Genomic DNA, 25,464 nt, shown 5'->3' on the forward strand with positions numbered 1-25,464 from the left:
AGGCAAGCATGCCATTCGTTATTACCCAGCCCGAGATCATGGCGGAGGCCGCCGCCGACCTACGCGCGATCGGTTCGGCGATGCGCACCCAGAATTCCGCCACGCTGCCCCCGACGACGGGATTGCTTCCCGCGGCGGCCGATGAGGTGTCGGCAGTGACCGCGGCGCAGTTCGCCGCACATGCGGCGACGTTCCAGGCGGTTGCCGCGCAGGCCAAGGCGATTCACGAGAGGTTCGTCGCGACCTTGGTCGCCGGCGCGGATGCATACCTCGCGACCGAGGCCGCCAACGCCGCCGCCATTGGTTAAGGGACGGTACCGCAATGGATTTCGCAGCACTGCCCCCAGAGATCAACTCCGCCAGGATGTACGCCGGCCCCGGCTCCGGCCCGATGCTGGCCGCCGCGGCCGCCTGGGATGAGATGTCCGCCGAGTTGTATCGGGCGGCCGCCTCGTTTACCGCGGTGATCTCTGGCCTGACGGACTCGGCCTGGCAAGGATTGTCGGCGGCGGCGATGGCCGCCGCGGCCGCCGGCCAGGTGGCTTGGACGACCACCGCCGCCGCGCTGGCCGAGCACACCGCAACCGCGGCCCGGGCCGCCGCCACGGCCTACGAAACGGCGTTCGCGATGACGGTGCCCCCGCCGCTGATCGCCGCCAACCGTGCAGTCCTGATGACGTTGGTGGCCACCAATTTTCTGGGTCAGAACACACCGGCGATCGCAGCGACCGAGGCGCAGTACGGGCAGATGTGGGCCCAGGACGCCGCCGCGATGTACGGCTACGCGGGAGCATCGGCAGCCGCGTCCACCCTGACGCCGTTCGCCGCGCCGGCGGGCCACGTATCGATCAGCGCGATGGAGATCGCAAGCCTGCCGTTGTTGGGGGTGCGGATCGCCACGATTCCGGCGACGTACATCACCGCGGCGCTCGGTGGCAAGAACGTCGGAAATATGTTGGAGCGCTTGAGCAACGCCGCGACTCCGGTGACCGCGACTCGGGTGACCGCCACTCCGATGACCGCGGCTCCGGTGACCGCGGCGCTGGGGCGGGCGGGTACCGTCGGCAAATTGTCGGTGCCGCGAAGCTGGGCAAGCACAAGCCCGGCGATAGAGACAGTCAACTTGGCCAGCGGTCGGATCAGTTATCCCGAGTCGCAACGAATAGGAACGTTACCGGCTACTATTGGCCAATGGCGCAGCCCTCGCAGACTATATCCAACCCGAACCGCAGCCGCCGGCGAGGCGAAGTGCTCGAACGCGCGCTCTATGCAGCCACGTTAGCCGAGCTGGCTTCGGTCGGGTACGGCGGACTGACCATGGAGGGCATCGCGGCGCGCGCCCAGACCGGCAAGGCCGCGCTGTACCGGCGTTGGGCCAGCAAGCATGACCTAGTGCTGGCCGCGCTGCTGCACGCCGTGCCGCCACTGCCCGAACCGCGCGCCAGCCGCTCAGCGCGGGAAAATCTGCTTGCGGTGTTTACCGCGCACCGAGATGTGCTGGCCGGCAAGACCGATTTTCCGGCGCTGGTCATCGTCAGCCAGCTGCTGCACGAGCCGGAACTGCGGGCCATCTTCGCCGACGCCGTGGTGGCCCCGCGCGTGAAGATCGTGGAGTCGATCCTGCAGAGCGCGGTTCAACAGGGCGACCTCCACCCGGCGACGGTGACCTCCTTGACATCGCGCATCGGGCCCGCGCTGATCAACCAGCAATTCATGCTCACCGGTGTGCCACCCAACCGCCGCGAACTCGCGCTCATCGTCGACACCGTGATCCCCCCGAAAGAATCAGCGGCACAAGCCAATTGACCCTCGTCGATTAGTTGGTCCCGCCGCCGACCTCGCCGCCGGTGCCGCCGCCGACCTCCCCGCCTACTGTGCCGCCGCCGGTCTCGCCGCCCACGGTGCCACCGCCGCCGGTGGCCGTCCCGGTCAGCATCGCCTCAAGATTGCCGTCAAGTGCCCATTGGACGGGAACCCCGAACATGCTGAGGAACGCCCCATCCATCAAGAACTTCTGCTCCAGGGCCCCCAACAAACCACCGGTCGTTACACCACCGAAGACATCGCCGCCGCCGGTGACGAACAGGCTGTCGGTGAAGGTTGCCGGCGTGGGAACACCTAATAGGGCGTTGACGGTTTGCTCGCCCGCACCTATCGCAAAGTTGACCATGTTGAACGCATGGTTGACCGTGCCGTTGAGAGCACTGTTGGTGCCGAAAATGCCTTGCTGCAAAGCCATTTCGGTGGCCACCAGATTCGCGTTGAACGCCAGCTGACTATTGAGCATTCCGGCCAGGCCCGCCGGGGTTAGACCGAGCTGCTGCAGCAATGACGCATCGATGGCCGGCCCACCCAATGCCGCATTGAGCGACAGCAGCTGCTGCGCGACACCCACCAGGCCACCGGTTGGGACGCCGCCCTCGAGCGATCCGCCGACGATCAAGCTGCCTGCAAAACTTGCCGGTGCCGGTGCACCCACCACGGCGTTGACTAATTGCTCACCCGTGCCTAAGAGCAAGTTGGCGGCGCTGAAGCCATGATTCACCGCACCGTTGAGGGCGGTGCCAGAGCCGAACAACGCTGTTTCCAGAGCCAGCTCATTGGCGACCAAAGCCTGGTTGAACCCCAACTCGGCATTGACCAGTCCGGTCAACATGCCGCTTTGGAACTGGCCCAGCTGCGTCACGCTAACGTTCGGCAGCGCGGCCGCGGTGTCCACCAGCGCGCGCAGCCCGGAGAAATTACCGTTCGCCGCACCGCTGACAGCGGCGTTGACCTGCGCACCGAGCGCCGTCAGGTCGGCATTGAAACTGCCCGCCCATGCCGGAATCGTGGCCCCGAGGCTGCCGCTCAGGCCAGATAGCCCGGCGTTGATGTTGCCCATCAACGAGCCACCGCTTGGGATTAATGCGGAAAGGGCCGCGACACCACCACCGAGGTTCCCCGACAGCGCGCCACTGAGCTGAGTGCCCAACCCGTTGAGAGCGCCGTTGAAGCTGCCCACCAGCGTTTGGCCGGTCTGGAATGAACCGCCAAGCGCCAGGCTGCTGTTGAAGTTGGCCGGAACCGGCGCTCCGACAAGGGTATTCACAAATTGTTCGCCCGTGCCAACGGCCTGGTTGAAAGTGTTGAAGCCGCTGTTGAGCAGGCCGGCAACGCCACCGTTGACACCGCCGCTGACGGCGCCCACCGCCTGCCCCAGCGCTGTCTCGCTGGCAACCAGGGATCCGTTGAACGCAAGCTCTGCATTGACAAGATTGGTCGCGAGGCTCCCGCCCAGGATCGCCTGCAAATTGGCCGCCTCGGCACCGGCATATGCTGCCGTGGCCGAATTCATCGCCTTTACAAACTCGGCATGGAACTGCTCTGCCTGGGCGCTAAGCGCCTGATAGGCCTGCCCGTGGGCCCCGAACATTGCTGCGATGGCGGCTGACACATCGTCGGCGCCCGCGGCCAACACGCTGGTTGTCGACCCCGCTGCGGCGGCGTTGGCGGCGCTCACCGTTGAACCAATTCCCGTTAAGTCTGCTGCGGCTGACGCCATGAATTCAGGCACTGCAAATACAAAGGACATTTCGGGCCCTTCCCCAACCGGTCCATTACTTGGCTTCCCCGACCCGATCAGGCCCGACCCTGAACCGGGGTACCGCGAGAAATAGACCGGCCCGGGCCTTCCCAAACCTCAATTTGATAACAATTTGGCACCCGGCCAATTAGGGGCGTTATGGCCCGGTCTTCACCCAGTCGCCGGCGTCGCCGACGATGCCGACCGGCACCGCCCCCGAGAGGCTGACGTTCTGCACGCTCGGCCCGGCCGCGACGATCGTGGTGTCCTGCAAAATCGGCAGCACCGTCGACATGTTCCACAGCCGCGGCTCGACCGCGGTGATCACGTCGTTGATGTTCTTGCTGCCGTTGAGTGCGGCATCGATGTTGGACTGAATGCTGCGGTCGCAGATTCCGGTCAGATTCGACGGCGCCAGCACCAGGGCGCCGGGATCGGGCGCGCGGCTGGGCTGGGTGGACGTGGGGGTGGTTGCCGGCGGCTGGGTGGCCGCCGGTGTGGGCGAAGGACTAGCAGGCCCGGCGGGTCCGTTGGGTGTCAGGGTGCCGGTGGGCGTCAGCGTCGTCGGCTGCAACGCGGGGCAGCCGTAGCGCGACGCCAGTGAGGTGGCCAGGTTTCCGCCGGCCTGATGCCATCCGACTATGGCGTCCACGCTGTGGTCGTTGAGCGCGTCGCGGTAGAGCGCTACCGGGTCCAATGCCAGCACGCTGGCGGCGATGCCGACGTTGCGCAACTGGTCGGCGGCGGTGTTGGCGACGGCCACCGACGTCGGGTCGTTGGCGGCGACGCCGATGACCAGGGACAGCTGTTTGCCGTCTTTACTGATCCGGCCGCGGATCACCTCCGGCGGCCCCGTGCTCACCGGCGTGGTGGTCGAACCAGGTCCGGGGGGCGCCGGCGAGGCCGAGGTGTTGCTCTCGATTTGATATCCCGACGCCTCGAGCAGGCCCAGCGCCACGGTCGTGCCGATTGCCGGCGGTGACGTGGGCACGTAACCGGGGTCGCTGGGTGCACGTATCTGCGCCTGGTCCAAGGTGACGGTGTTGTCGCTGCCGGCACCCACAGCGGCAAGCAGGTCGACGTCGAGCAAGCCCAGAATCGCCTTGCGGACCTGGGTGTCGGCCAGCTTCGGCTCGTTTGCCCGCAAGGTGAGCTGCATGACCCGCGGCGTCACGATCCGCGCGGTCCGCACGTCGGGAATGGCCGACAACTGCGCGAAGGCGGCCGAGCCGCCGTGCACCTGGGCCACCTGGGTGTCGCCGTTGCGCACCGAATCGGCCAGCGCGGCCGGTGCTCCCGCCCGGCGAAATTGGATGAGTGCGGGTTTGGCGGGCGGTCCCCAGTAGCGGTCGTTGCGCGCGATCAGGATCTCGTCGCGCTGCGGGTCGATGTTCTCCACCCGGAACTGACCGCCGGTGACCGGCAGCGCCCGGGCCAGCCCGGCCGCGAAACCGCCCGGGGCGTCCTTGATGATGTGGGCCGGCAGGATGTTGCTGAACAACTCCCGCCAGGCCGGGTAGGGCTGGGCGAAGGTCACGACGGCCTGCTTGCCGCCCTCGAGCGACTGGACGTTGGTGATCAGGTCGTAGCCGGCCGGGTCGACGACTCCGGGCTGGCTCACCATTTGCCGCCACAGGTACCAGAAGTCATCGGCAGCGATGGGGGCGTTGTCGGTCCATTGCGCCTCGGGCCGGATCTTGTACGTCACGGTGAACGGGCTTTCACTGGTCACGTCGGCCGATACCAGCAAAGTTGGGTCCAGCTCCCAGCGCGAACCGGTCGACGAAGTGGGATCGGGCACCGGCCGGAACGCGCTGGGTAACACCAGCGCGCTGATCGCGGCGTTCACCGGCGACAGATCCGACAGCAGATGCGGGTTGAACCCGGCGCCGATCGAGTCGATGCCCATGATGATCTGGGTCGGGTGCGGCGGCGGCGGTGGTGTGTTGTGCGGGGTGTCGGTGCTCTGCGGGGCCGGCGGCGGGCTGACGGTACACGCCGACAGCGCCATGCCCAGCACCGAGACCAGCGCGCCGGCCGTCACACAGACGCGACGGACTGGGCTCGGCACGGTACTCAGGCTAACCCCGGGCCTTGGCACGAGCCCGGCTGCGGGCTCGCGAGGTGGCATCGAGTTCGACCTTCCGGACCCGGACGATCTCGGGCGTCACCTCGACGCACTCGTCAGCCGCGCAGAATTCCATGGCCTGCTCCAGGTCGAGCTCAAGCGCCTTGGCCAGCGTCTCCATCACATCGGCGGTCGAGGACCGCATGTTGGTCAGCTTCTTCTCCCGGGTGACGTTGACGTCGAGATCCTCGGCCCGCGGGTTGATCCCGACGACCATGCCCTCGTAGGTGTCCTGGCCTGGTTCGACGAAGAACTGGCCGCGGTCGGCAAGTTGCAGCAGGGCGAACGGCGTGATGACGCCGGCGCGATCCGACACCAGTGACCCGGTGTGCCGGGCGCGGATCTCCCCCGCCCACGGCCGGTAGCCGTCGAACACCGCGTTGGCGATGCCGGTGCCGCGCGTGATGGTGAGGAAGTCGGTGCGGAAGCCGATCAGGCCGCGGCTGGGCACGATGAAATCCATCCGGACCCAGCCGGCGGCATGGTTGGTCATCTCTTCCATGCGGCCCTTGCGGCCGGCCATCAATTGGGTGATGGCGCCGACGAATTCGTCCGGGCAGTCGATCGTCATCGCCTCGAACGGCTCGTGCAGCTGTCCGTCGATCGTCTTGGTGACCACCTGCGGCTTGCCGACGGTGAGCTCGAAACCCTCCCGCCGCATCGTCTCGACCAGCACCGCAAGCGCCAGCTCGCCGCGGCCCTGCACCTCCCAGGCGTCGGGCCGGTCGATGTCGACGACCCGGATCGAGACATTGCCGACCAACTCGGTGTCCAGCCGGTTGCGAACCATGCGTGCCGTCAGCTTGTGCCCGGACACCTTGCCGGCCAGCGGCGAGGTGTTGGTGCCGATCGTGACCGAGATGGCCGGTTCGTCGACGGTGATGCGCGGCAGCGGGTGGGCATGGTCGGGGTCGGCCAGGGTGTCGCCGATCATGATGTCGGGCAGCCCCGCGACCGCCACGATGTCGCCGGCGACCGCTTCCTCGGTGGGGCTGCGTTCGACGCCCTCGGTGGCCAGCAACTCGGTGATCTTGGCGCTGGTGATGACGGGCACACCGTCCACCTCACGCATCCAGGCCACCTGCTGGCCTTTGCGCAGCTTGCCGTTATAGATGCGGATCAACGCGAGCCGGCCCAGGAATGCCGACGCGTCCAGGTTGGTGACCAGCGCCTGCAGCGGCGCCTCGGGGTCACCCTTGGGTGGCGGTACGTACTTTTCGAGCACCTCGAACAGCGGGTCCAGGTTGGTGCCGTCGGGAACCTGGCCGTCGGCCGGCTGGGTGGTACTGGCGATGCCCGCGCGCCCGGAGGCATACAGCGTCGGCAGACCCAGCGCGTGCTCGGCGGCTTTGGCGGCTTCGTCGTCGAGATCGGAGGCTACGTCGAGCAACAGGTCGTGGCTGGCATCGACAACCTCGGCGATGCGGGCGTCGGGCCGATCGGTCTTGTTGACGACGAGGATCACCGGCAGGTGTGCGGTCAGGGCCTTTCGCAGCACGAACCGGGTTTGCGGCAACGGACCCTCGGAGGCGTCGACCAGCAGCAACACCCCGTCCACCATGGACAGTCCGCGCTCCACCTCGCCGCCGAAGTCGGCGTGGCCGGGGGTGTCGATCACGTTTATGACCGTGACGGTTCCGTCGGCGTCGTGGCGGTGCACGGATGTGTTCTTGGCCAGGATCGTGATGCCCTTTTCCCGCTCCAGGTCGCCGCTGTCCATCACTCGTTCCTGGACTTCACCGCGTTCGTGCAGGGCGCCGGACTGGCGCAGCATGGCGTCGACCAGGGTGGTTTTGCCGTGGTCGACGTGCGCGACGATGGCGACATTGCGGAATGGCACGTCGGTGATTGTGGCAGTGGGGACCGGTCAATAGCGAACCGAGCAGCTCATCGGATGTGCTTCCAGGGCGGCGAAACGCGGTTCGCCGGGTCCTGAACACACGCTCGAAGCCGTGATTTCACTCTCGTTGGCACGTGCGGGTTGGCGCGGCTACCAGCCGCGGCGGCGCGGCGCCGAACCGACCAACTGGTGCTTGTCGGCCACATCGCGGCTGCGGTAGACGATGTAGGGCCGAAACAGGTAGGCAAACGGCGCGCTGAACGCGTGGACCAGCCGAGTGAACGGCCATAGCGCAAACAGCATCAGCGCAATCAACACGTGGATCTGGTAGTACGGCGCGGCATGGGCCATCAGATCCCCCCGCGGATCCAGAATCCAGATCGACCGGAACCAGATCGACACCTTTTGCCGGTAGTCGTGCAGCTCGCCGAAGTGCGTCGCACCGATGAGTGTGCAACTCAAGCCGGCCACCAACGCGCACGCCAGCACCACGTACATCACCTTGTCGTTGCGGGTGGTGGCCTGGTAGACGGCTTCGTGCGTGCGACGGCGGTAGATCAGCAGCCCCACGCCCAGGATGGTCGCGATACCGGCGGGTATGCCGAGCATGAGTGCCTGCAGGTGATAGAGGTGATCGCTCATGCCGATGCGACGGGTCAGCCATTCCGGAACGAACAGGCCCATGACGTGGCCCATGATCACGGCCAGACTGCCGAAATGGAACAACGGGTTGGCGATCGACAGCAATCGCGACTCGTAGATCTGCGAGGAACGGGTGGTCCAGCCGAACTTGTCGTACCGGTAGCGCCACCAGGTGCCGACGACCACGATTGCCAGCACGACATATGGCACGTCGTCCCAGAAGATTTCGATCAGTTTCATGTGGTGCCTCGTTTGGGCGGAACGGTAAGCGTAAAGGGTTGCAGTCCAACCGATTCCGCGGGCGGGCCGGCCTGGGCCAGGCGTTGCGCCCGGCGCACGTCCTGATCGGTGGCCACCGGTAGTGTCTGGCAGACCGCCGCCACGGCGTGCTGGTAGGCAGAGTTGGCCTCGACCAACGCGTTTCGCAGCACATCGATCGGGACGCGATGCTCGGTGAGCAGTGCCCGCCCGGCAGCGGGATCGACGGTGGCAGCGAACTCGAGCACGACCGGCAGGTAATCGGGGGCCTCGTCGTGGGGCGGCTCGGCGCCGGCTTCGCGGTAGGCGGTCGCGAAGGCGAGCATGTCGCGCCCGCGGTTACGGGTGTCCCCGGCGGTCCAGTACGTCAGATACATGGTGGCGCGCCTGCGCATGTCGAAGGTCTCGACGTAGTCCATCGCGGCGGCCATCGGCTCGCGCCCACGCAGAGCCGTGGACGTCTGACCCAGCAGCGCCGCCGCCGGTTCGCCGATGTGCCTGAGCAATTCGTCGACAGTGTCCAGCCGCTGGCTCAGATCGTCATCCGGGTAGACCAACAGCAGCGAGGCCGCCTGCCACACCAGGCGGTCCCGCAAAACGCCCTGTTGCCTGGAGGAGCGGGACAACAGCTTCATCGCTTGACCCGCTTCGTCTCCGGGAACAGGCTCTCGGGCTTACCCCTGCCGTCCCAGTTCAGCAAGTTCGTCTGGCGTTGCCGCAGAGCGTGGAAGGTCTCCACGGCGACCGGTACCGGAACACCGCTGCCGTCGCCGAACGGACCGGACTCATACATGCCCGGCCCGCCGTCGAACGACAGCGAGCAACCCATCTCGTCGGCCATCCCGGCGTCGGGCAGCTCCGCCGCGTAGGCCGTCGGAATCACGTAGCGCTCTTCGTATTTCGCGATTGCCAGCAATCGGTACATCTCATAGATCTGTTCTTCGGTCATGCCGACTGCTGCGGGGATGTGCGGTTGGGTTTCCCGGCCCAGGTTGATGTCGCGCATATAGGACCGCATGGCCGCCAACCGGCGCAGCACCCCGGCGACCACTTCGGTGTCGCCGGCGGTGAACAGTTCGGCCAGATACTGAATCGGGATGCGCAGCGCTTCCAGAGCACCGAACAGGTTGCCCAGTTCCTCGCCGTCGTGTCCGTCGTGGCTGACCGCGTCGACCACCGGTGACAGTGGCGGGATGTACCACACCATCGGCATGGTCCGGTATTCCGGGTGCAGTGGCAGGGCGACCTTGTAAGTGTTGATCAGTGCGTACACCGGCGAGCGCTGGGCCGCGTCGATCCATTCCTCGGAGATACCCTGCGCCCGGGCACCGGCGATGACCTCGGGGTCGTTGGGGTCCAACAGGATTGAGCGCTGTGCCTCGTACAGGTCGGCGTCGTTTTCCACCGAGGCCGCCTCGAGCACCCGGTCTACGTCATAAAGCACCAGCCCCAGATAGCGCAACCGCCCAACGCACGTTTCCGAGCACACCGTGGGCAGCCCCACCTCGATGCGCGGGTAACACAGCGTGCACTTTTCGGCCTTGCCGGTCTTGTGGTTGAAATACACCTTCTTGTAAGGACATCCGGACACGCACATCCGCCAGCCCCGGCAGCGGTCCTGATCGACCAGCACGATGCCGTCCTCGGTGCGCTTGTACATCGCACCCGACGGGCACGAGGCAACGCACGACGGATTGAGGCAGTGCTCGCAGATCCGCGGCAGGTAGAACATGAAGGTCTCTTCGAGCTTGAGTTTGACCTCCTCGCTGACCTTCTTCAGGATCGGATCCTGCGGCACGATTTCGGTTGAGCCGGCCAGGTTGTCGTCCCAGTTCGAACCCCACGAGATCTTCACCGGTTCGCCGGTGATCGCGCTCTTCGGCGCGGCCGTCGGGAAGGTGTCGCCCGCGGGGGCCTGGGTCAGATTTTCGTAGTCGTAGGTCCACGGCTCGTAGTAGTCGTCCATGGTGGGCAGTTTGGGGTTGGCGAAGATGCGCAGCAGCTTGGCCATGCGTCCGCCGTCACGCAGCCGCAGCCGGCCCCTGGTGTCGCGCACCCATCCCCCACGCCAGCGATCCTGGTCCTCGTATGTGCGCGGATACCCCACGCCCGGACGGGTTTCCACGTTGTTGAACCACACATATTCGGTACCCGCGCGATTCGTCCAGGCCTGCTTGCAGGTCACCGAACAGGTGTGGCAGCCAATGCATTTGTCGAGGTTCATCACCATCGCCATCTGCGCCATTACCTTCATGGTCAGTAAGTCACCTCCTGGCTACGACGGCGCACTATCGTCACCTCATCACGCTGGTTGCCGGTCGGGCCCAGGTAATTGAAGGCGAACGCGTGCTGGCCGTAGCCACCGGCCAAGTGGCTGGGTTTGATTCGGACTCGGGTCAGGGCGTTGTGGTTGCCGCCGCGCTTGTTATTGGTTTCGGTACGCGGTGTGTCCACGGTGCGCTCCTGGACGTGGTAGACGAACACCACACCGTCGGGCATGCGGTGGGAGACGATTGCGCGGCATACGTAGATGCCATTGGCATTGACGGCCTCAACCCAATCGTTGTCGCGCACTTTGATTTTCGCCGCATCGCCCGGACTCATCCACATGGTCGGCCCGCCGCGGAACAACGACAGCATGTACAGGTTGTCCTGGTATGTGGAGTGGAACGACCACTTAGAATGCGGCGTCAAATACCTTACGGTCAGCCCGATTCCATCTTCAGTGGGACCGAGCTCGGGCTGGTCGAACAGGCGCGCCATGTCCAGCGGCGGCCGATAGACCGGCAGCTGCTCGCCGAGCTCCTCGATCCAGTCGTGGGCGAGATAGAAGTGCATCCGGCCGGTGAGGGTGTGGAACGGCTTGAGGTGCTCGATGTTGATGGTGAACGGGGCGTATCGGCGCCCGCCGGTTTCGCTGCCCGACCATTCCGGGCTGGTGATCACGGGCACCGGACGCGCCTGGGTGTCGGCGTAGGTGATGCGCTTTTCCTCGCTGCCCTCGGCGAGGTGAGCCAGCCGCTGTCCGGTGCGCTTCTCCAGCTCGAGGAAGCCCTCGACGGCCAGCCGGCCATTGCACGTGCCGGAGAGGGCCAGAATCGTGTCGGCCATCCGGCGTGCGGTGGTGATCGCCGGACGGCCGGCGGCCGCACCGGAATTCATCACGCCGAACTTGGCGGCCAACTCGTTGACTTCCCGGAAGGGGTGCACGGTGTAGCCCTTGACCGTCATCCCGAACCTGTCGACCAGGGGCCCCAGCGTCACCCACTTGTCGTAGGTCGCGGCGTAGTCGCGCTCGACCACGGTGAGCTTGCTCATGGTGCGCCCCGGCACCGGAACCTCGCCGGTCTGCAGCCAATCATGTTCGGTGCCATCGGGATACGCCATGGCATCCGGGGTGTCATGCTGCAGCGCGGTCAGCACCACATCGGAGCGGGTGCCCAGGTGGCGCTGGGCCAGCGCGCTGAAGGTGCGGGCGATAGCGGCGAAAGCATCGAAATCCGACCGGGTTTCCCAGGGCGGGTCGATGGCCGGGCTGAACGCGTGCACGTAGGGGTGCATGTCGGTGCTGGACAGGTCGTTCTTCTCGTACCAGGTCGCGGCGGGCAGCACCACATCGGACACCAGCGTCGTGGACGTCATCCGGAAGTCGATCGACATCATCAGATCGAGCTTGCCCTCCGGGATGCCGAACTCGGGAGGCTCGGCCTGCACGTTGGAGTCGGTGCCCAGCAGATGGCGCAGGAAGTACTCGCCGCCCTTGCCCGAGGAGCCGATCAGGTTGGCCCGCCAGACGGTCAGCACCCGCGGCCAGTTGACCGGGTTGTCCGGATCGGTGATCGCCAGCTTCAGCTTGCGCTGCGCGAGTTGTTCGGTGACATAGTCGGATACGTCGCGCCCCGCCTCCTGCGCCTCGTCGGCGACGTCGAGACTGGACCGGTCGAACTGCGGATAGAACGGGCTCCAGCCCATGGCCGTCGCGGAGGTCATCAGGTCCATGGTGTGCTTGCCGGCGAACCGGCCGCGGCCCACCGGGCTGGTCAACTTGTCCGCACCGTAGGCGTCGTAGCGCCACTGGTCGGTGTGGACATACCAGTAGGACGCGCCGGGCACCTGGCGGGGCGGGCGCGCCCAGTCCGTGGCGTTGGCCATTGTCTGCCATCCGGTCAGCGGACGGACCTTCTCCTGGCCGACGTAGTGGGCCCAACCGCCGCCGTTACGACCCATCGACCCGGTCAGCAGCAGCAGTGCCAACACCGAACGGTAGATGACGTCGCCGTGGAACCAATGGCAGATGCCGCCGCCCATGATGACCATGGACCGGCCGCCGGATTCCTCTGCGTTGCGGGCGAATTCTTTGGCGATGCGGATGGCTTGGGCGGCCGGCACTCCGGTGATCGACTCCTGCCAGGCCGGCGTGTTCTGCTGGGTGGCGTCGTCGTATCCGGTGGGCCATGCGCCCGGCAGGCCGGGGCGCCGGACCGCATAGTGGGCGAGCATCAGGTCGAGCACCGTGCACACCAGATACTTGCCGACATGGCGCACCGGTACCCCGCGGGACACCGTCTCGCCGTGGCCGTCGATGGTGTCAAAGCTGGGCAGCTCGACGAGTTCGGCCGCGCCGCCGTCTTTTTCGACACTGAGCGCAGGTATCACCGGGCCCAGGTCCAGGTTCCACTTTCCGACGCCGTCCTCGCCGAAACGAAAACCCAGCGAGCCGTGCGGGATGACCACGCGGTTGGTGACCTCGTCCAGCAGCGCTGGTTTGAATGCCGAGTTCTCGACCTCTTCGCCAATGTCGGCGGCTGTCAAGAACTTTCCGGGCACCAGCGTGTCGCCGCGCTGTTCCAGCTTGATCAGGAACGGCAGATCGGTGTAGCGGCGGACGTAGTCGGCGAAGAACGGAACCTGTTTTTGCACATAGCATTCCGAAAGAATGACGTGGCCCATCGCCATGGCCAGGGCCGCGTCGGTGCCGGCCGCGCAGCGCATCCACTCGTCGGCAAACTTGGTGTTGTCGGCGTAATCGGGGCTTACCACAACCACTTTGGAACCCCGGTAACGTGCCTCGGCCATCCAGTGCGCGTCGGGTGTGCGGGTGATCGGGACGTTGGAGCCCCACATCATGAGATAGGACGCGTCCCACCAGTCCCCGGATTCGGGAACATCGGTCTGGTCACCGAACACCTGCGGCGAGGCCACCGGCAGATCGGCATACCAGTCGTAGAACGACGTCATCACGCCGCCGATCAGCTCGATGAACCGCGAGCCCGCGGCATGGCTGACCATCGACATGGCCGGTATCGGTGTGAAGCCGGCGACCCGGTCCGGCCCGTAGGTCTTGATGGTGTGCACATGCGCCGCGGCGATCATCTCGGTGGCCTCGGCCCAGCTAACCCGGACCAGCCCGCCCTTGCCGCGGGCCTGCTGATAGCGCTGACGGCGCTGCGGGTCGGACTGGATGTCGGCCCACGCCAGCACCGGGTCACCGAGCCGGGCTTTGGCTTCGCGGAACATCTCGATCAGCACGCCGCGGGCATAGGGGTAGCGCACTCGGGTGGGCGAATAGCTGTACCAGGAGAACGACGCTCCGCGGGGACAACCACGCGGCTCGTATTCCGGGCGGTCCGGGCCCACCGACGGATAGTCGGTCTGCTGCGTCTCCCAGGTGATGATCCCGTCCTTGACGTAGATCTTCCACGAGCAGGAACCGGTGCAGTTGACCCCGTGGGTGGAGCGAACCACCTTGTCGTGACTCCAGCGGTCGCGGTAGAAGACGTCACCCTCACGGCCGCCGCGCCGGGTTACCGTGCGCAGATCGGACGAGAACTCGCCCGGCGTGAAGAAGCGCCCGCTGCGCTCCAGCAGTTCCTCGAGGTGTCCGCCGATGTGGGGAGTGACGGTCAAGCGATAGGCCTCCTTGCCCTGGTCAGCGCTTAGCTACCGGCACGATCGTTCATACCCCATGGTTCACCGCCATATGCAGCATCGCGACAACAACTCGCTGGAAATTTGCTGTATAGGGCCTGTGGATTCACATTGCCTTCGCCAGATCGCCAAGCCAGGCACGATCGGCCGGCACCCAATCGACGTCTTGCAGTTCGGCCGCGGTGACCCACCGCAGCGCCCGATGGTCGTGCGGGTGGGGTTCGCCGCGCAGCAGGCTCACCTGATACGCACGCAGTGTCGTGGTGTCACTCAATGCGACGTCGGCGCCGATACGCTGGCCCACCGCGACGTCCTCAACCCGCAGACCCAGCTCCTCGGCCAGCTCGCGGGCCAGCGCGGCGGGCTCGGTCTCCCCCGGCGCGACCTTTCCGCCGGGAAGTTCCCAGCGACCCGCCAATTCCGGTGGCCGATCGCGTTGCGCCACCAGGACCGCATCACCGGAGAAGATCGCTCCGGCGACGACGATCAGGTTCGGCATGCCCAGTGACGGTATACCGTCGAGGTATGGCTGTGTTAACCGATGAGCAAGTCGACGCCGCACTGCCCGACCTCAGCGGCTGGCAGCGCGCCGACGGCGCCCTGCGCCGATCGATCAAGTTTCCCTCCTTTTTGGCCGGCATCGACGCCGTGCGGCGGGTGGCCGAGCACGCCGAGGAGAAAGATCACCACCCGGATATCGATATCCGTTGGCGGACAGTAACTTTCGCGCTGGTGACGCATTCCGAGGGTGGCATCACCCAGAACGACGTCGACATGGCGCGCGATATTAACGGGATAGTCGAGACGTAGCCCGGGCCCCTGTGTGAACATTGCCTTCAATGGCGCTGCACAGATCGGCCCCGGTGAGGTTCGCGCTGGCACTAGCGCTGGCAATGGCAGGGACAGGGGTCGCGTGCGCCCATCGCGATTCGCCGCCGAACGCCCAGCCGCCGTCGGCGTCCGCGCCTGCCCCGCCTGCTACGGTCGTGCACCCAGCGGCGCAATACCAGCCGGGCCCCTGCCCCACGGTGCCGCAGCCCTCGCCACAGCTGGCCACGGCGCACTGCGCCACGCTGGTGGTGCCGGAGAATCGCAGCAAGCCCGGTGGGCGCACGCTGCGGCTGGCAGTCGCTATCGTCCCGTCGGAAACCCAGCCGGCCGCCGCCGAGCCGATTGTTTTCTTCACCGGTGGACCCGGTGAGGACGCGATCATCGACCCGCCGATCGCCGAGGGAGTGGGTCTCAACCGCAACCGCGATCTGATCCTGCTTGCCCAGCGCGGCAATCATTCGTCGCAGCCCGCGCTGACCTGCCCGGAGATCGATCAGTTCGTCGCGCGCCGGGCGGGCCTGGTCTACGACGCGGCGAGCACCGGAGACGAGTACGTACAAGCGGTGCGGACCTGCCACGACCGGCTAGCAGGCGGCGCGGACCTGTCGGCCTTCAACTCCACCGAGAGCGCCTACGACCTGATCGACTTGCGCAATGCGCTGCACATCAACCAGTGGAATGTGTTCTCCCACTCCTACGGCACCGACCTGGCGTTGATCTACTCGCGGCTGGACGCGCCGGCCATCCGCTCGCTGGTATTGGACGGGTCGACGCCGCCGTCGATCTCGAGTCCGAGTTGGACCTGGGGCAGCGCGCGGGAAGCGTTCGACAACATGATGAGCGCGTGTACGGTCCAACCGGACTGCCAGGCGCACTATCCCAACCTTGCCGACACCTTCGTCCGGCAGGTCAACGAACTCGAGGCACATCCGGTGACCACCACGGTCAACGTCGAAGGCGTGGGCGACACCAAGATTGTGCTCGACGGCGGCGCGCTGCTGAACTGGATGGTCCCGATGGGAACCCACTTTCCGGCCGAATTGCCCGCCGCCATCGACGAACTCGCGCACGGCAACCCAACGCGGATCGCCAAGCAGTGGGCGATGGCCTGGGTACACCCCGCCAAGGTGGGCGTCATGGGCTGGGGCCTGAGCTTGAGTGTCTGGTGCAGCGAATGGGTTCCGTTCGACTCAGCCGACGACCAACTGCGTGCCGCCCGACAGGCTTTCGCCGCGCTGCCCGACTCGGTGCGCGCACAGGCGCCACAACTGCCGTTCCTGCGGCAGGCATGCGCTGCCTGGAACGTGCCCAAGGCCTCGGACTGGGTGCGCGGGATCAGCGTCGCGGCGATGCCGGCGCTGGCGCTGTCGGGCAGCTATGACGGACAAACCGGCGCGGCGTCGGGACAGTATGTGGCCCAGCATCTTCCGCATGCGATTTCGGTGACAGTGCCCGGTGTCGCACACGGAATCTACGCCGACCACTGCGGTGCCCTCATCATCGCGTCGTTCTTCGACAACCCGCAACAGCCCGACACCAGCTGTATCAACTCGACGCAGCCGCCGCGCTACGTCATCGCCCCGCCACCACCGTGACGGTGACTCGTCGGGCTCTGCTGAGCGGCACCGTGGCGGGGGCAGCGGCCCTTGGGCTGGCGTCGTGTTCGTCGAAACCTGCTGAGCCGGTTAAGCCCGCATCCGCGTTCGACGAGCTCGACAGCAAGATCACCGCGGGCATGAAGGCCTACCGGATCCCGGGAGCCGCGGTTGGCGTCTGGGCCGACGGCCGAGAATATCTCAAGGGTTACGGCGTCACCAACGTCGACCATCCGCTACCGGTCGACGCCGACACCATGTTCCGGATCGGTTCCACCACAAAGACTTTCACCGGCACCACGATGATGCGGCTGGTGGACGAGGGCAAGGTCGACCTGGATGCCCCGGTGCGCCGCCATCTTCCGGAGTTCGCCGTCGCCGACCCGGTTGCTAGCGGCGGCGTGACGGTACGCCAGCTGCTCAACCACACGCCGGGCTGGCTGGGTGACGACGTTGAGGACTTCGGGCGCGGCGACGACGCGGTCAGCCGTTATGTCGCGTCGATGACGCGGCTGCCGCAGCTGAACCCGCCGGGGGCCGTATTCGCCTACAACAATGCGGGTTTGGTGGTGGCGGGCCGGATCATCGAGGTCGTCACCGGGTCGACCTACGAAACGGCGGTACAGAACCTGCTGCTCGATCCGCTGCAGCTGGGCCACACCCACTACTTCTCCGACCAGATCATCGGCCTCAATGTCGCAGCCGCACACAATGTCGTCGACGGCAAAGCCGTTGTGGATACCGGCTTTTGGCACTTCCCGCGCAGTTGCAACCCCACCGGCGGGCTGATCTCCAATGCCCGGGATCAGCTGCGCTACGCAAGGTTTCATCTCGGCGACGGCACCGCACCGAACGGGACCCGGGTGCTGAGCGGGCAAGCGCTGACCGCGATGCGTTCAAACCCCGGCGCCGGCGGGACATTACAGGTCGAACTCACCGGGATGGGTGTGGCCTGGATGCTGCGGCCCTCCGCGGAGAACGTGACCATTGTCCAGCACGGCGGCACCTGGAACGGGCAACGGTCGGGGTTTTTCATGGTGCCCGAACGGAAGTTCGCCATGACGCTGCTGACCAATTCCGAAGGCGGGGCCGCGCTCCTGATCGACCTGTTCGCCGACGACTGGGCGCTGCGCCGGTTCGCGGCGGTGAGCAATCTGCCCGCCACAGCACAACACCTCGGCGCCAGTGACCTCGCGCCGTATGTAGGACGATACGTCGCCGAACTGGTCCCCGAATCCGGCGATCTTGAGCGGGCAGTCATCGAATTCCGTTCGGGCAACGGCCAATTGGATGGCGCCATGAACGACGGCGGCACCGATCCAGGCAGCCCGTTCGGCCTTGCCTTCTACCGGCCGGACTACGGCCTCGACCTCGCAGCCGACGGCAAGCCGACGGGCACCCGCTCAAATTTCATCCGCGACCCGGTCGGCAACGTCATTTGGTTCCGCACCCATGGGCGGCTGTTCCGCCGCGAATACCTGCCGTAGCGATCCAACCCAGGGTGGCTAGCGTCGCCACCAGGTAGGTCAGCCCGGCCCAGGCCAGATACCACGGCCGGCTGATCTGCCAGATGTTTGGTTGGGCAAAGCTCAGCAACCAGGGGACGCCCACGATGGTCAGCGCCAACCACCCCCAGCCCAGAATGCGAGCCCCGAGGCGCGCGCGCAGCGGCCCGTGCAGCAGCCAAATCATCAACGGCACCAGCCACACCCAGTGGTGTGTCCACGAGATCGGCGAGGCCAGCAGCCCGAACATCTCGACTACCAGCAGCTTGCCCAGCTGATCCGATGCGTCAAGGGCCCGCCACGCCAGGACGGCCAACACGGCGGTGACGGCGATCCCGGCTAGGACCAGCGGACCAAAACCGGCGTCGTAGCCGAGAATCCGCGAGATCGCGCCGCGCCAGGATTGGTTGAACGACGTGGCGATCGGGCCGACCCGGCGGGCGTCGCCCAGCAGATCGGTGAAGTAGTAGCGGGCTTGGTCGCCCACCACCACCAGCGACACCGCCACGGTGCCCAGGAAGGCGACCGCGGACAACACGGCGGCCCACCACCGCCGAACCCCGACGAGATAAATGCCGGCGACCGCCGGCGTCAGCTTGATTCCGGCCGCCACGCCTACCAGCAGTCCGGTCAGCCAGGACCGCGTGGTGTAGACCCCCCACAACACCGCGAGCATCAGCAACACGTTGACCTGGCCGTAGTCGAACGTGCTGCGCAGCGGCTCAAGCCAGATGGCAACCGCGGTCCACACCATCGCGGCGCGGTGGCCGTCGTCCTTGGCGACCCCCATCAGGCGCTGGGTTAACCGGACCGCGCCGTACAGCGCGGCCATCGTTGCCAACTGCCACAAAAAGGCGACCACGCCGAACGGCAGCAGGTGCAGCGGATAGAAGACGACCGCCGCGAATGGCGGATAGGTGAATGGCAGCGGGAAGTCGGGCGTCTGGTCGGCGTAGACGTAGCTGTAGAGCGTGCCGGGATGGTCGAGCGCGGCCCCGCCGCCAAGGTAGACGTGCAGGTCAACGAAGTTTGCGCCGTGGGGAGCCAGATAGGTCCAAGCGAATCGCGCGGCAATGCTGAGGACCAGCAGCAACGGCGCCGCGCGTGCCGCCGGGGCGGGTGAAGTGGTGTTTATCTGCCCGACTCTAGCGAGCGCGTTGCGGCCTGGTCACTGCCGCCACTCGTATCGGTAACGATCACATAAATGCCACACGTGTCACTTGAGTCACATCTGTACCGCGATAGCTTCGTCCCCAGGTCCTGTGGGGGACCAGCCATCGACAAGCAGGGAGAGTCATGCCAACCATCTGGACCTACGTACGCGCCGGCGCGGTGTTAGTCGGCTCGTCCGCAGCATTACTGACGGGCGGTATCGCCCACGCAGACCCGGCACCAGCGCCGGCGGATCCCGTTAGCAACATTCCGCAGCAGCTCATCGCATCGGCGGCCAACGCGCCGCAGATCCTGCAAAACCTCGCGTCGGCCCTGGGTGCCACGCCGCCGCTGGCGCCGCGGACGCCGGATCCGGCACCCGCGGCACCTGGCCTGGCCAGCGTGCTGCCCGGCCTGACACCGGCCGCCCCCGCGGCAGTTGCGCCGTCACCGGCGACCGTTCCGTCCATTCCGGGCGTCAACACGCCTATCCCCGGACTCACCGCGCCAGCCGCAGCCGCACCGGCCGCACCCGCACCCGCGGCGGTTCCGCCGATTCCGGGCGTGACCACGCCGATCCCGGGGCTCACCGCGCCGGTCGCAGCCGCACCCGCGCCTGCGACTCCGGCCATTCCCGGGGTGACGACGCCGATCCCGGGGGTCACCGCACCGCTGGCGCCTGCGGCTCCGGCGGCGGCTCCCGCTGCGGCGCTGCCCGGACTGGCCTCGGCGATCCCCGGTCTAGCCCAGGCGGCGCTGCCGGGGCTGGCGTCAGGCGCCATCCCCGGACTGCCGACCGCTGGTGCGCCGGCCGCTGGTGCGCCGGCCCCTGGTGCCCCCGCTCCGGCTGCGCCGTCGAACCCGCCGCAGACGTTGCTCGCGGCACTGCCCTGAGCAAACGTTTCTAAAAGGCCGACGATCACCTAAGGACCGGGAGAACACCGTGGCAAGCACGTGGAGTCTGTCCAAAGGTTTGGCCGCTGTCGTCGTCACATCGGCTGCCGCGCTCGCACTTTCACCGAGCGCGGCAGCCGACCCGGCGACACCGCCGCCCAACCCCGCCCAGCAGCTACCGGGCCTGCCGGCGTTAACCCAGTTAAGTCCGATAATTCAGCAAGCGGCCAGTAACCCGGCGCAGGCGACGCAGTTGCTGATGGCGGCAGCGCAAGCGTTCGCGCACAGTCCGTCGGCGCCGGCGGAATCCAAGAACGTCGCCTCGTCGGTGACTCAGTTCGTCGCGGAACCGAACAATCCCGCTCCCCCGCCGGCCGCCGTCACCCCTCCCGAGACCGGCCCGGTTCCGCACATACCGCCGGTGGGTGTGGAGCCTTGGACGGTTGCACACCTACCGACGGGTGTCGATCCGGCTCACGCCGCGGGCCCGCCGGCACCCGGCGCGCCTCCGGTTGCCGCACCCGCTCCGGCGCCGGCGCCTAGTGGTTTCACTCCCCCGGCCCCGGCGGCCGCGCCGCCTGCGCCCGCTCCGGCTCCGGCGGCCGCCCCGCCTGCGCCGGCTCCGGCTGCGGCGCCGCCTGCTCCGGCTTCGGCGCCGCCTGCTCCGGCTGCGGCGGCCCCGCCTGCTCCGGCTCCGGCTCCGGCGGCGGCCCCCGCTCCGGGGTTTGGCCCCGACGCGCCGCCCACGCAGGACTTCATGTACCCCTCGATCGGCAGCAATTGCCTAGGGGACGGGAACAATTCGCTGGCCACCGCACTGTCGGTGGCGGGGCCGGCCACTATCCCGGCGCCGGGTCCTGGGCCGGGGCAGACCGCTTACGTGTTCACCGCGGTCGGGACCCCTGGGCCCGCCGATGTGCAACGGTTGCCGTTGAACGTCACCTGGGTGAATCTGACCACTGGCAAGTCGGGTAGCGCGACGCTCAAACCGCGCGGCGACATCAACCCCGAAGGGCCGACCACCTTGACGGTGATCGCCGACACCGGCTCGGGCAGCATCATGTCGACGATCTTCGGGCAGGTCACCACCAAGGATCGGCAATGCCAGTTCATGCCGACCATCGGTTCGACAGTCGTGCCCTAGTTATTTCCTCGCGAGCTAGTAAGCCATGAAGAGAATGGCGTCGCGGTCGTAGTCCAGGCCCGGATGAACGCTGGCAAGGTGAGCCTGGGTCAATTCGACCAGTTCGTCCTCGTCCTTGCCGACGATGGCTTCGCCGCACGGACACGTAATGTGGGTCTTCACGTTGCCGCCTTTCCCTTGGCTTCCTTAGCTGCTGCTTTCATCTGCTTCTTGTACGACCGCACGTGTCCTAACGACTGCGCGTCGACGATATCGGCGACAGAGACATACGTTCCGGGTTTGCCGAATTCACCGGCGGCGGCCTGCCAGCCCTTGGGCTTCACGCCGTATTGCTTGCCCAGCAGGGCGAGGAAGATCTGCGCCTTCTGCTCGCCGAAACCGGGTAGTCCTTTGAGCCGTCGCAGCAGCTCTGCGCCATCGGGCTCGCCTGCGGTCCACAAGGCGGCGGCGTCCCCGTTGTAGCGGTCCACGACGATCTGCGCCAGGGCTTGGATGCGCTTGGCCATCGATCCCGGAAACCGGTGTATAGCAGGCCTTTCCGAGCACAGCGCGGCAAACTTATCCGGGTCGTAGTCGGCGATCTCGGCGGCGTCGAAGCCGCCCATCCGATCGGCGATCTTCTTGGGTCCGGCGAAGGCCGTCTCCATCGGCACCTGCTGATCGAGCAACATTCCGACCAGCAACGCGAACGGGTTGGAGTCCAACAGGGCGTCGGCGGCCGGTTCTTGGACAAGCTGCAGTTTCGGCACCCGCCTAGTCTAGGCCGGTACCGCCGGGCCTGAATTGCAGCACCGGGTCAACACCGAATTCAGCTCTGCCGCAGCGCGTTACCCGCTCTTACGGCGGAATTCCCGGCGATTCTCCACCGGACCGTGCGCCCGTGACTGCTTGCCGCCGCCGTCTTTGTGATCGGATCCACCACTCGACTTCGCCATCTTGCGATCCAGAGCTTCCTTGAACTTGCGCTTGTTGTCGTCCTCTGGAGGGTTCTCAGCCATACGCGGAAGCCTAGCGCTTACCCGGCGGCATCCCGTAGACATGTGAGATCGGCAGTGTCAGCAGCACGCGCCGGTCGGTGACCATGGCCTCGCGGTACTCGTCCCAATCGGGATGCTCGCCGGCAATATTGCGATACAAGGTGATCAGTGCCTCGACCGTGTCGTCATCGGGTGCGGCCGCAGGCGGCGTCAGCTCCGCGGTGCCCTCGGCAACGGCATACGACCACCCGTCGTCGGCGTCCACCAGCAGCGAAGCACGCGGATCGCGGCGCAGGTTGCGGGTCTTGGCGCGCGGCTCGGTGATCGACACCTGGATGGTCAGGTGCCGGGCGTCGAAGTGGTAGGACACATTGGACAGCTGAGGCCGTCCGTCCCGCTTGATGGTTGCCAGGACTCCGAGAGAGTTCCCACTGATCACGGCCAACAGCTTGTCGTCGAAGACTTGGCGTCCCATGCCGGAAAGCCTACGTTGCCCCCCGTCGAACCGGAGGAGTGGAATCGGATCATGACCCAATACGCGGCATTCCTGCGCGGCGTCAACGTCGGCGGCGTCAACCTCAAAATGGCCGAGGTCGCCGCGGCACTTAGCGACGCCGGATTCACCAACGTCCGCACCATTCTGGCCAGCGGCAACGTACTGCTGGAGTCGTCGTCGGCGGTCACGACGGTACGCAAGAAAGCCGAAGCCGCGTTGCGTGACAGGTTCGGCTACGACGCGTGGGTGCTGGCCTACGACATCGCTACGGTGCGCGATATCTCCGAGGCGTATCCGTTCGAGCGCGAGGTCGACGGCTACCAGTCATACGTCACGTTCGTGACCGACGCCGCGGTGCTCGACGAGCTGGCGGCGCTGGCCGCCGGGCCGGACGAGAAGATCAGCCGCGGCGTGGGTGTCATTTATTGGCAGGTGCCCAAAGGGGGCACCCTGGACAGCACAATTGGGCAGACGATGGGCAAGAAGCGCTACAAGTCCTCGACCACTACCCGCAATCTGCGCACCCTCGATAAGGTGCTGCGGTGAAGGTCGACCTCACCGGTGTGTCCGAGACGGCCCTGCTGACGCTCAACGCTCGCGCCAACGAGGCGCGCCGCAGCGACCCGATCATCGACGACCCGATGGCAATAACCCTGGTCGATTCGATCGATTTCGACTTCGCGAAGTTCGGACCGACTCGCCAGGACATCGCGCTGCGCGCGCTGGCCTTCGACAATCAGATGCTGCCCTATCTGCGGCAGCATCCGACGGCCACTGTGGTGGCGCTGGCAGAAGGCCTGCAGACCACCTTCTGGCGCCTGGACGCCGCCGTCGCCGACAGCCAATTCCGTTGGCTGACAGTGGATTTGCCGCCGATGGTCGACATTAGAAGGCGGTTGCTTCCGGTGTCACCCCGGGTGTCGGTGTGCGCTCAGTCGGCGTTGGACTACAGCTGGATGGACGCGGTCGACCCGTCCGGCGGCGTGTTCATCACCGCCGAGGGATTGCTGATGTATCTGCAGCCCGAGCAGGCGCTGGGCCTGATCGCGCAGTGCGCCAAAACGTTTCCCGGCGGCCGCATGCTTTTCGATCTGCCACCGACCTGGTTCAGCAGGTGGAGCCGGCTGGGGATCCGGACCTCGCTGCGCTACAAGATTCCGCCGATGCCGTTCAGCCTTTCGGTCGCTCAAGCCGCGGATCTGGTGCAGACGGTGCCCGGTGTGGTCGCGGCGCACGACTTGCGCCTGCCCGCGGGCCGTGGCCTGATCTTCAACGTCGCGCTGTCGACGCTGTACCACATGAGCGTGTTCGACTCGCTGCGTCCGTGCCTGACTCTGCTGGAGTTCGGTTAATCGTCAGGCACGCTGGTGAGATAGCGCATCGCGTCGGACTTGGTGAGACCGAGCGCCCGGGCAACTTCGACGTATTCCTTGGCCGCTGCGGCCATTGCGGCATCGGTCGGGTCGAAACGCGAGATGAAAGTGCCGAACCGCCCTCGGGTTTCGACGATCGCCGCCGACTCGAGCTCTCGGTATGCCCGCGCGACGGTGTTGGCGGCCACGCCAAGCTGGCCGGCCAGGTCGCGCACCGTCGGCAACCGGGTGCCGGGCGGTAACGCCCCGGCCCGGACTCCGTCGATGACCTGGGTTCTGAGCTGGTCGAACAAAGGCTTGCCGGCCTTGACGTCGACCCGTAGCAAATCGCGCAGCTCCACATGACCAGTATCTACTAAGTCCGGCTATGTTTGTGGGATGCGAGTCACGGTGCTCACCGGCGCGGGAATCTCCGCGGAGAGCGGCGTCCCCACTTTCCGCGATGACAAGAACGGCTTGTGGGCCCGCTTCGACCCGTACGAGTTGTCCAGCACCCAGGGCTGGGAGCGCAACCCGGAGCGCGTCTGGGGCTGGTATCTCTGGCGCCACTATCTGGTAGCCGACGTCGAACCCAACGCCGGGCACCGCGCGATCGCGCAGTGGCAGCAGCACGCCGAGGTCAGCGTCATCACCCAGAATGTCGACGACCTGCACGAGCGGGCCGGCAGCGCTCCGGTGCATCACCTGCACGGCAGCTTATTCGAATTTCGTTGTGCGCGTTGTGGTTTGCCTTACCACGAGCCGTTACCCGAGATGGCCGAACCGGCGATCGAAGTGGAGCCGCCGGTGTGCCACTGCGGCGGCCTGATCCGTCCCGACATCGTGTGGTTCGGTGAGCAGCTGCCCCAGGGCCCGTGGCGGCACGCCGTCGAGGCGACCGAAGCCGCCGATGTGATGGTGGTGGTCGGGACTTCTGCGATCGTCTACCCGGCGGCCGGGTTGCCCGAGGCGGCGCTGGCCCGCGGCACCGTGGTGATCGAGGTCAACCCCGAGCCCACACCGCTGACCAGAAGCGTCACGCTCAGCATCCGCGAGTCGGCTTCCCAAGCCCTGCCTGGCCTGCTGGAGCGCCTGCCCGCCCTGCTCAAATAGCCGCCGAGTCGCGCGCCGGGCGCCGTCACGGCGAAAAGCAGAAA

25 protein-coding genes are annotated in these 25,464 nt (G+C 66.5%); 11 read left to right on the plus strand and 14 right to left on the minus strand.

Annotation, left to right across the window (positions count from 1 at the left end):
- Positions 1-8 precede the first annotated feature (8 nt).
- From AWC27_RS22810 to AWC27_RS22820, 3 genes are read left to right on the plus strand one after another with little or no spacing between them, the layout of a single operon-like run.
- Complete coding sequence (locus tag AWC27_RS22810) at positions 9-308, plus strand: PE family protein (RefSeq protein ID WP_085672558.1); 300 nt, start codon at positions 9-11, stop codon at positions 306-308.
- 14 nt (positions 309-322) lie between these two features.
- A complete protein-coding gene (locus tag AWC27_RS22815; protein ID WP_085672559.1) occupies positions 323-1,282 on the plus strand; it encodes a PPE family protein in 960 nt (319 codons plus the stop codon).
- Entirely contained in the window at positions 1,192-1,806 is a 615-nt protein-coding gene (locus tag AWC27_RS22820; protein ID WP_085672560.1) for a TetR/AcrR family transcriptional regulator, read from the plus strand. Before AWC27_RS22815 ends, AWC27_RS22820 begins: the two co-directional genes overlap by 91 nt.
- A gap of 10 nt (positions 1,807-1,816) precedes the next feature.
- On the opposite strand, the gene AWC27_RS32880 is transcribed toward AWC27_RS22820, so the two are convergent.
- From AWC27_RS32880 to AWC27_RS22860, 8 genes are all read right to left on the minus strand, one after another.
- Positions 1,817-3,574: a PE family protein gene (locus AWC27_RS32880; protein WP_085672561.1), complete on the minus strand. Its 1,758-nt coding sequence runs from the start codon at positions 3,572-3,574 to the stop codon at positions 1,817-1,819.
- A gap of 148 nt (positions 3,575-3,722) precedes the next feature.
- Positions 3,723-5,696, minus strand: a complete 1,974-nt coding sequence (locus AWC27_RS22830) for an ABC transporter family substrate-binding protein (protein ID WP_085672562.1) — start codon at positions 5,694-5,696, stop codon at positions 3,723-3,725.
- Positions 5,647-7,533, minus strand: coding sequence for a translational GTPase TypA (gene typA, locus AWC27_RS22835; RefSeq protein ID WP_085672563.1), 1,887 nt, complete (start codon positions 7,531-7,533; stop codon positions 5,647-5,649). The genes AWC27_RS22830 and typA overlap by 50 nt, the downstream gene beginning before the upstream one ends.
- Before the next feature lie 150 nt (positions 7,534-7,683).
- Positions 7,684-8,415 (minus strand): respiratory nitrate reductase subunit gamma, encoded by a 732-nt coding sequence (narI, locus tag AWC27_RS22840; protein ID WP_085672564.1) that lies wholly within the window; start codon positions 8,413-8,415, stop codon positions 7,684-7,686.
- Positions 8,412-9,068 carry a nitrate reductase molybdenum cofactor assembly chaperone gene (gene narJ / locus AWC27_RS22845; protein WP_085672565.1) on the minus strand — a complete coding sequence of 219 codons (657 nt, stop codon included), beginning with the start codon at positions 9,066-9,068 and terminating at the stop codon, positions 8,412-8,414. The genes narI and narJ overlap by 4 nt, the downstream gene beginning before the upstream one ends.
- A complete protein-coding gene (gene narH, locus AWC27_RS22850) occupies positions 9,065-10,687 on the minus strand; it encodes a nitrate reductase subunit beta (RefSeq protein WP_085672566.1) in 1,623 nt (540 codons plus the stop codon). The genes narJ and narH overlap by 4 nt, the downstream gene beginning before the upstream one ends.
- A gap of 2 nt (positions 10,688-10,689) precedes the next feature.
- Positions 10,690-14,340: a nitrate reductase subunit alpha gene (locus AWC27_RS22855; RefSeq protein WP_085672567.1), complete on the minus strand. Its 3,651-nt coding sequence runs from the start codon at positions 14,338-14,340 to the stop codon at positions 10,690-10,692.
- A gap of 127 nt (positions 14,341-14,467) precedes the next feature.
- On the minus strand, positions 14,468-14,860 hold the full coding sequence (locus AWC27_RS22860) for a (deoxy)nucleoside triphosphate pyrophosphohydrolase (RefSeq protein WP_085672568.1): 393 nt from the start codon (positions 14,858-14,860) through the stop codon (positions 14,468-14,470).
- Positions 14,861-14,886: 26 nt separating this feature from the next.
- Between AWC27_RS22860 and AWC27_RS22865 the strand changes: the two genes are divergently transcribed.
- Genes AWC27_RS22865 through AWC27_RS22875 form a run of 3 tightly spaced genes read left to right on the plus strand, consistent with a single transcriptional unit; the run spans position 14,887 to position 18,274 of the window.
- Positions 14,887-15,171: a 4a-hydroxytetrahydrobiopterin dehydratase gene (locus tag AWC27_RS22865; RefSeq protein WP_085672569.1), complete on the plus strand. Its 285-nt coding sequence runs from the start codon at positions 14,887-14,889 to the stop codon at positions 15,169-15,171.
- A gap of 29 nt (positions 15,172-15,200) precedes the next feature.
- Positions 15,201-16,787, plus strand: a complete 1,587-nt coding sequence (locus AWC27_RS22870) for an alpha/beta fold hydrolase (RefSeq protein ID WP_085672570.1) — start codon at positions 15,201-15,203, stop codon at positions 16,785-16,787.
- Between the two features lie 56 nt (positions 16,788-16,843).
- Positions 16,844-18,274, plus strand: coding sequence for a serine hydrolase domain-containing protein (locus AWC27_RS22875; RefSeq protein ID WP_245847442.1), 1,431 nt, complete (start codon positions 16,844-16,846; stop codon positions 18,272-18,274).
- On the opposite strand, the gene AWC27_RS22880 is transcribed toward AWC27_RS22875, so the two are convergent.
- The gene (locus AWC27_RS22880) at positions 18,222-19,427 is read right to left on the minus strand and encodes a mannosyltransferase (RefSeq protein WP_085672572.1); all 1,206 of its coding nucleotides are present in this window, start codon (positions 19,425-19,427) and stop codon (positions 18,222-18,224) included. The genes AWC27_RS22875 and AWC27_RS22880 overlap by 53 nt on opposite strands.
- 161 nt (positions 19,428-19,588) lie before the next feature.
- Here AWC27_RS22880 and AWC27_RS22885 point away from each other — a divergent pair, with 161 nt between their 5' ends.
- Together AWC27_RS22885 and AWC27_RS22890 are read left to right on the plus strand one after the other, a co-directional pair.
- Positions 19,589-20,338, plus strand: coding sequence for a hypothetical protein (locus tag AWC27_RS22885; protein ID WP_085672573.1), 750 nt, complete (start codon positions 19,589-19,591; stop codon positions 20,336-20,338).
- 49 nt (positions 20,339-20,387) lie between these two features.
- Complete coding sequence (locus AWC27_RS22890) at positions 20,388-21,482, plus strand: Rv1157c family protein (RefSeq protein ID WP_085672574.1); 1,095 nt, start codon at positions 20,388-20,390, stop codon at positions 21,480-21,482.
- A gap of 15 nt (positions 21,483-21,497) precedes the next feature.
- Here the strand turns inward: AWC27_RS22890 and AWC27_RS22895 are convergent, their stop codons facing one another.
- From AWC27_RS22895 to AWC27_RS22905, 4 genes are all read right to left on the minus strand, one after another.
- Complete coding sequence (locus tag AWC27_RS22895) at positions 21,498-21,644, minus strand: hypothetical protein (RefSeq protein ID WP_063892814.1); 147 nt, start codon at positions 21,642-21,644, stop codon at positions 21,498-21,500.
- A complete protein-coding gene (locus AWC27_RS22900; RefSeq protein ID WP_085672575.1) occupies positions 21,641-22,231 on the minus strand; it encodes an HhH-GPD-type base excision DNA repair protein in 591 nt (196 codons plus the stop codon). The genes AWC27_RS22895 and AWC27_RS22900 overlap by 4 nt, the downstream gene beginning before the upstream one ends.
- Before the next feature lie 78 nt (positions 22,232-22,309).
- The gene (locus AWC27_RS31320; RefSeq protein WP_169726842.1) at positions 22,310-22,480 is read right to left on the minus strand and encodes a DUF5302 domain-containing protein; all 171 of its coding nucleotides are present in this window, start codon (positions 22,478-22,480) and stop codon (positions 22,310-22,312) included.
- 10 nt (positions 22,481-22,490) lie between these two features.
- Positions 22,491-22,934 (minus strand): PPOX class F420-dependent oxidoreductase, encoded by a 444-nt coding sequence (locus AWC27_RS22905; protein ID WP_083115779.1) that lies wholly within the window; start codon positions 22,932-22,934, stop codon positions 22,491-22,493.
- A 51-nt stretch (positions 22,935-22,985) separates the two neighbouring features.
- On the opposite strand from AWC27_RS22905, the gene AWC27_RS22910 reads away from it, so the two are divergent.
- Both AWC27_RS22910 and AWC27_RS22915 read left to right on the plus strand, forming a co-directional pair.
- Positions 22,986-23,501: a DUF1697 domain-containing protein gene (locus AWC27_RS22910; RefSeq protein ID WP_085672576.1), complete on the plus strand. Its 516-nt coding sequence runs from the start codon at positions 22,986-22,988 to the stop codon at positions 23,499-23,501.
- Positions 23,498-24,307, plus strand: coding sequence for a class I SAM-dependent methyltransferase (locus AWC27_RS22915; RefSeq protein WP_085672577.1), 810 nt, complete (start codon positions 23,498-23,500; stop codon positions 24,305-24,307). The genes AWC27_RS22910 and AWC27_RS22915 overlap by 4 nt, the downstream gene beginning before the upstream one ends.
- Here the strand turns inward: AWC27_RS22915 and AWC27_RS22920 are convergent.
- On the minus strand, positions 24,304-24,669 hold the full coding sequence (locus AWC27_RS22920; RefSeq protein ID WP_083115776.1) for an Rv1152 family transcriptional regulator: 366 nt from the start codon (positions 24,667-24,669) through the stop codon (positions 24,304-24,306). The genes AWC27_RS22915 and AWC27_RS22920 overlap by 4 nt on opposite strands.
- A gap of 37 nt (positions 24,670-24,706) precedes the next feature.
- On the opposite strand from AWC27_RS22920, the gene AWC27_RS22925 reads away from it, so the two are divergent.
- Positions 24,707-25,420, plus strand: coding sequence for an NAD-dependent deacylase (locus AWC27_RS22925; RefSeq protein WP_085672578.1), 714 nt, complete (start codon positions 24,707-24,709; stop codon positions 25,418-25,420).
- Positions 25,421-25,464: the final 44 nt, after the last annotated feature.

The sequence above is a fragment of the Mycobacterium szulgai genome (assembly GCF_002116635.1).
GTDB classification, from domain to species: Bacteria; Actinomycetota; Actinomycetes; order Mycobacteriales; family Mycobacteriaceae; genus Mycobacterium; species Mycobacterium szulgai.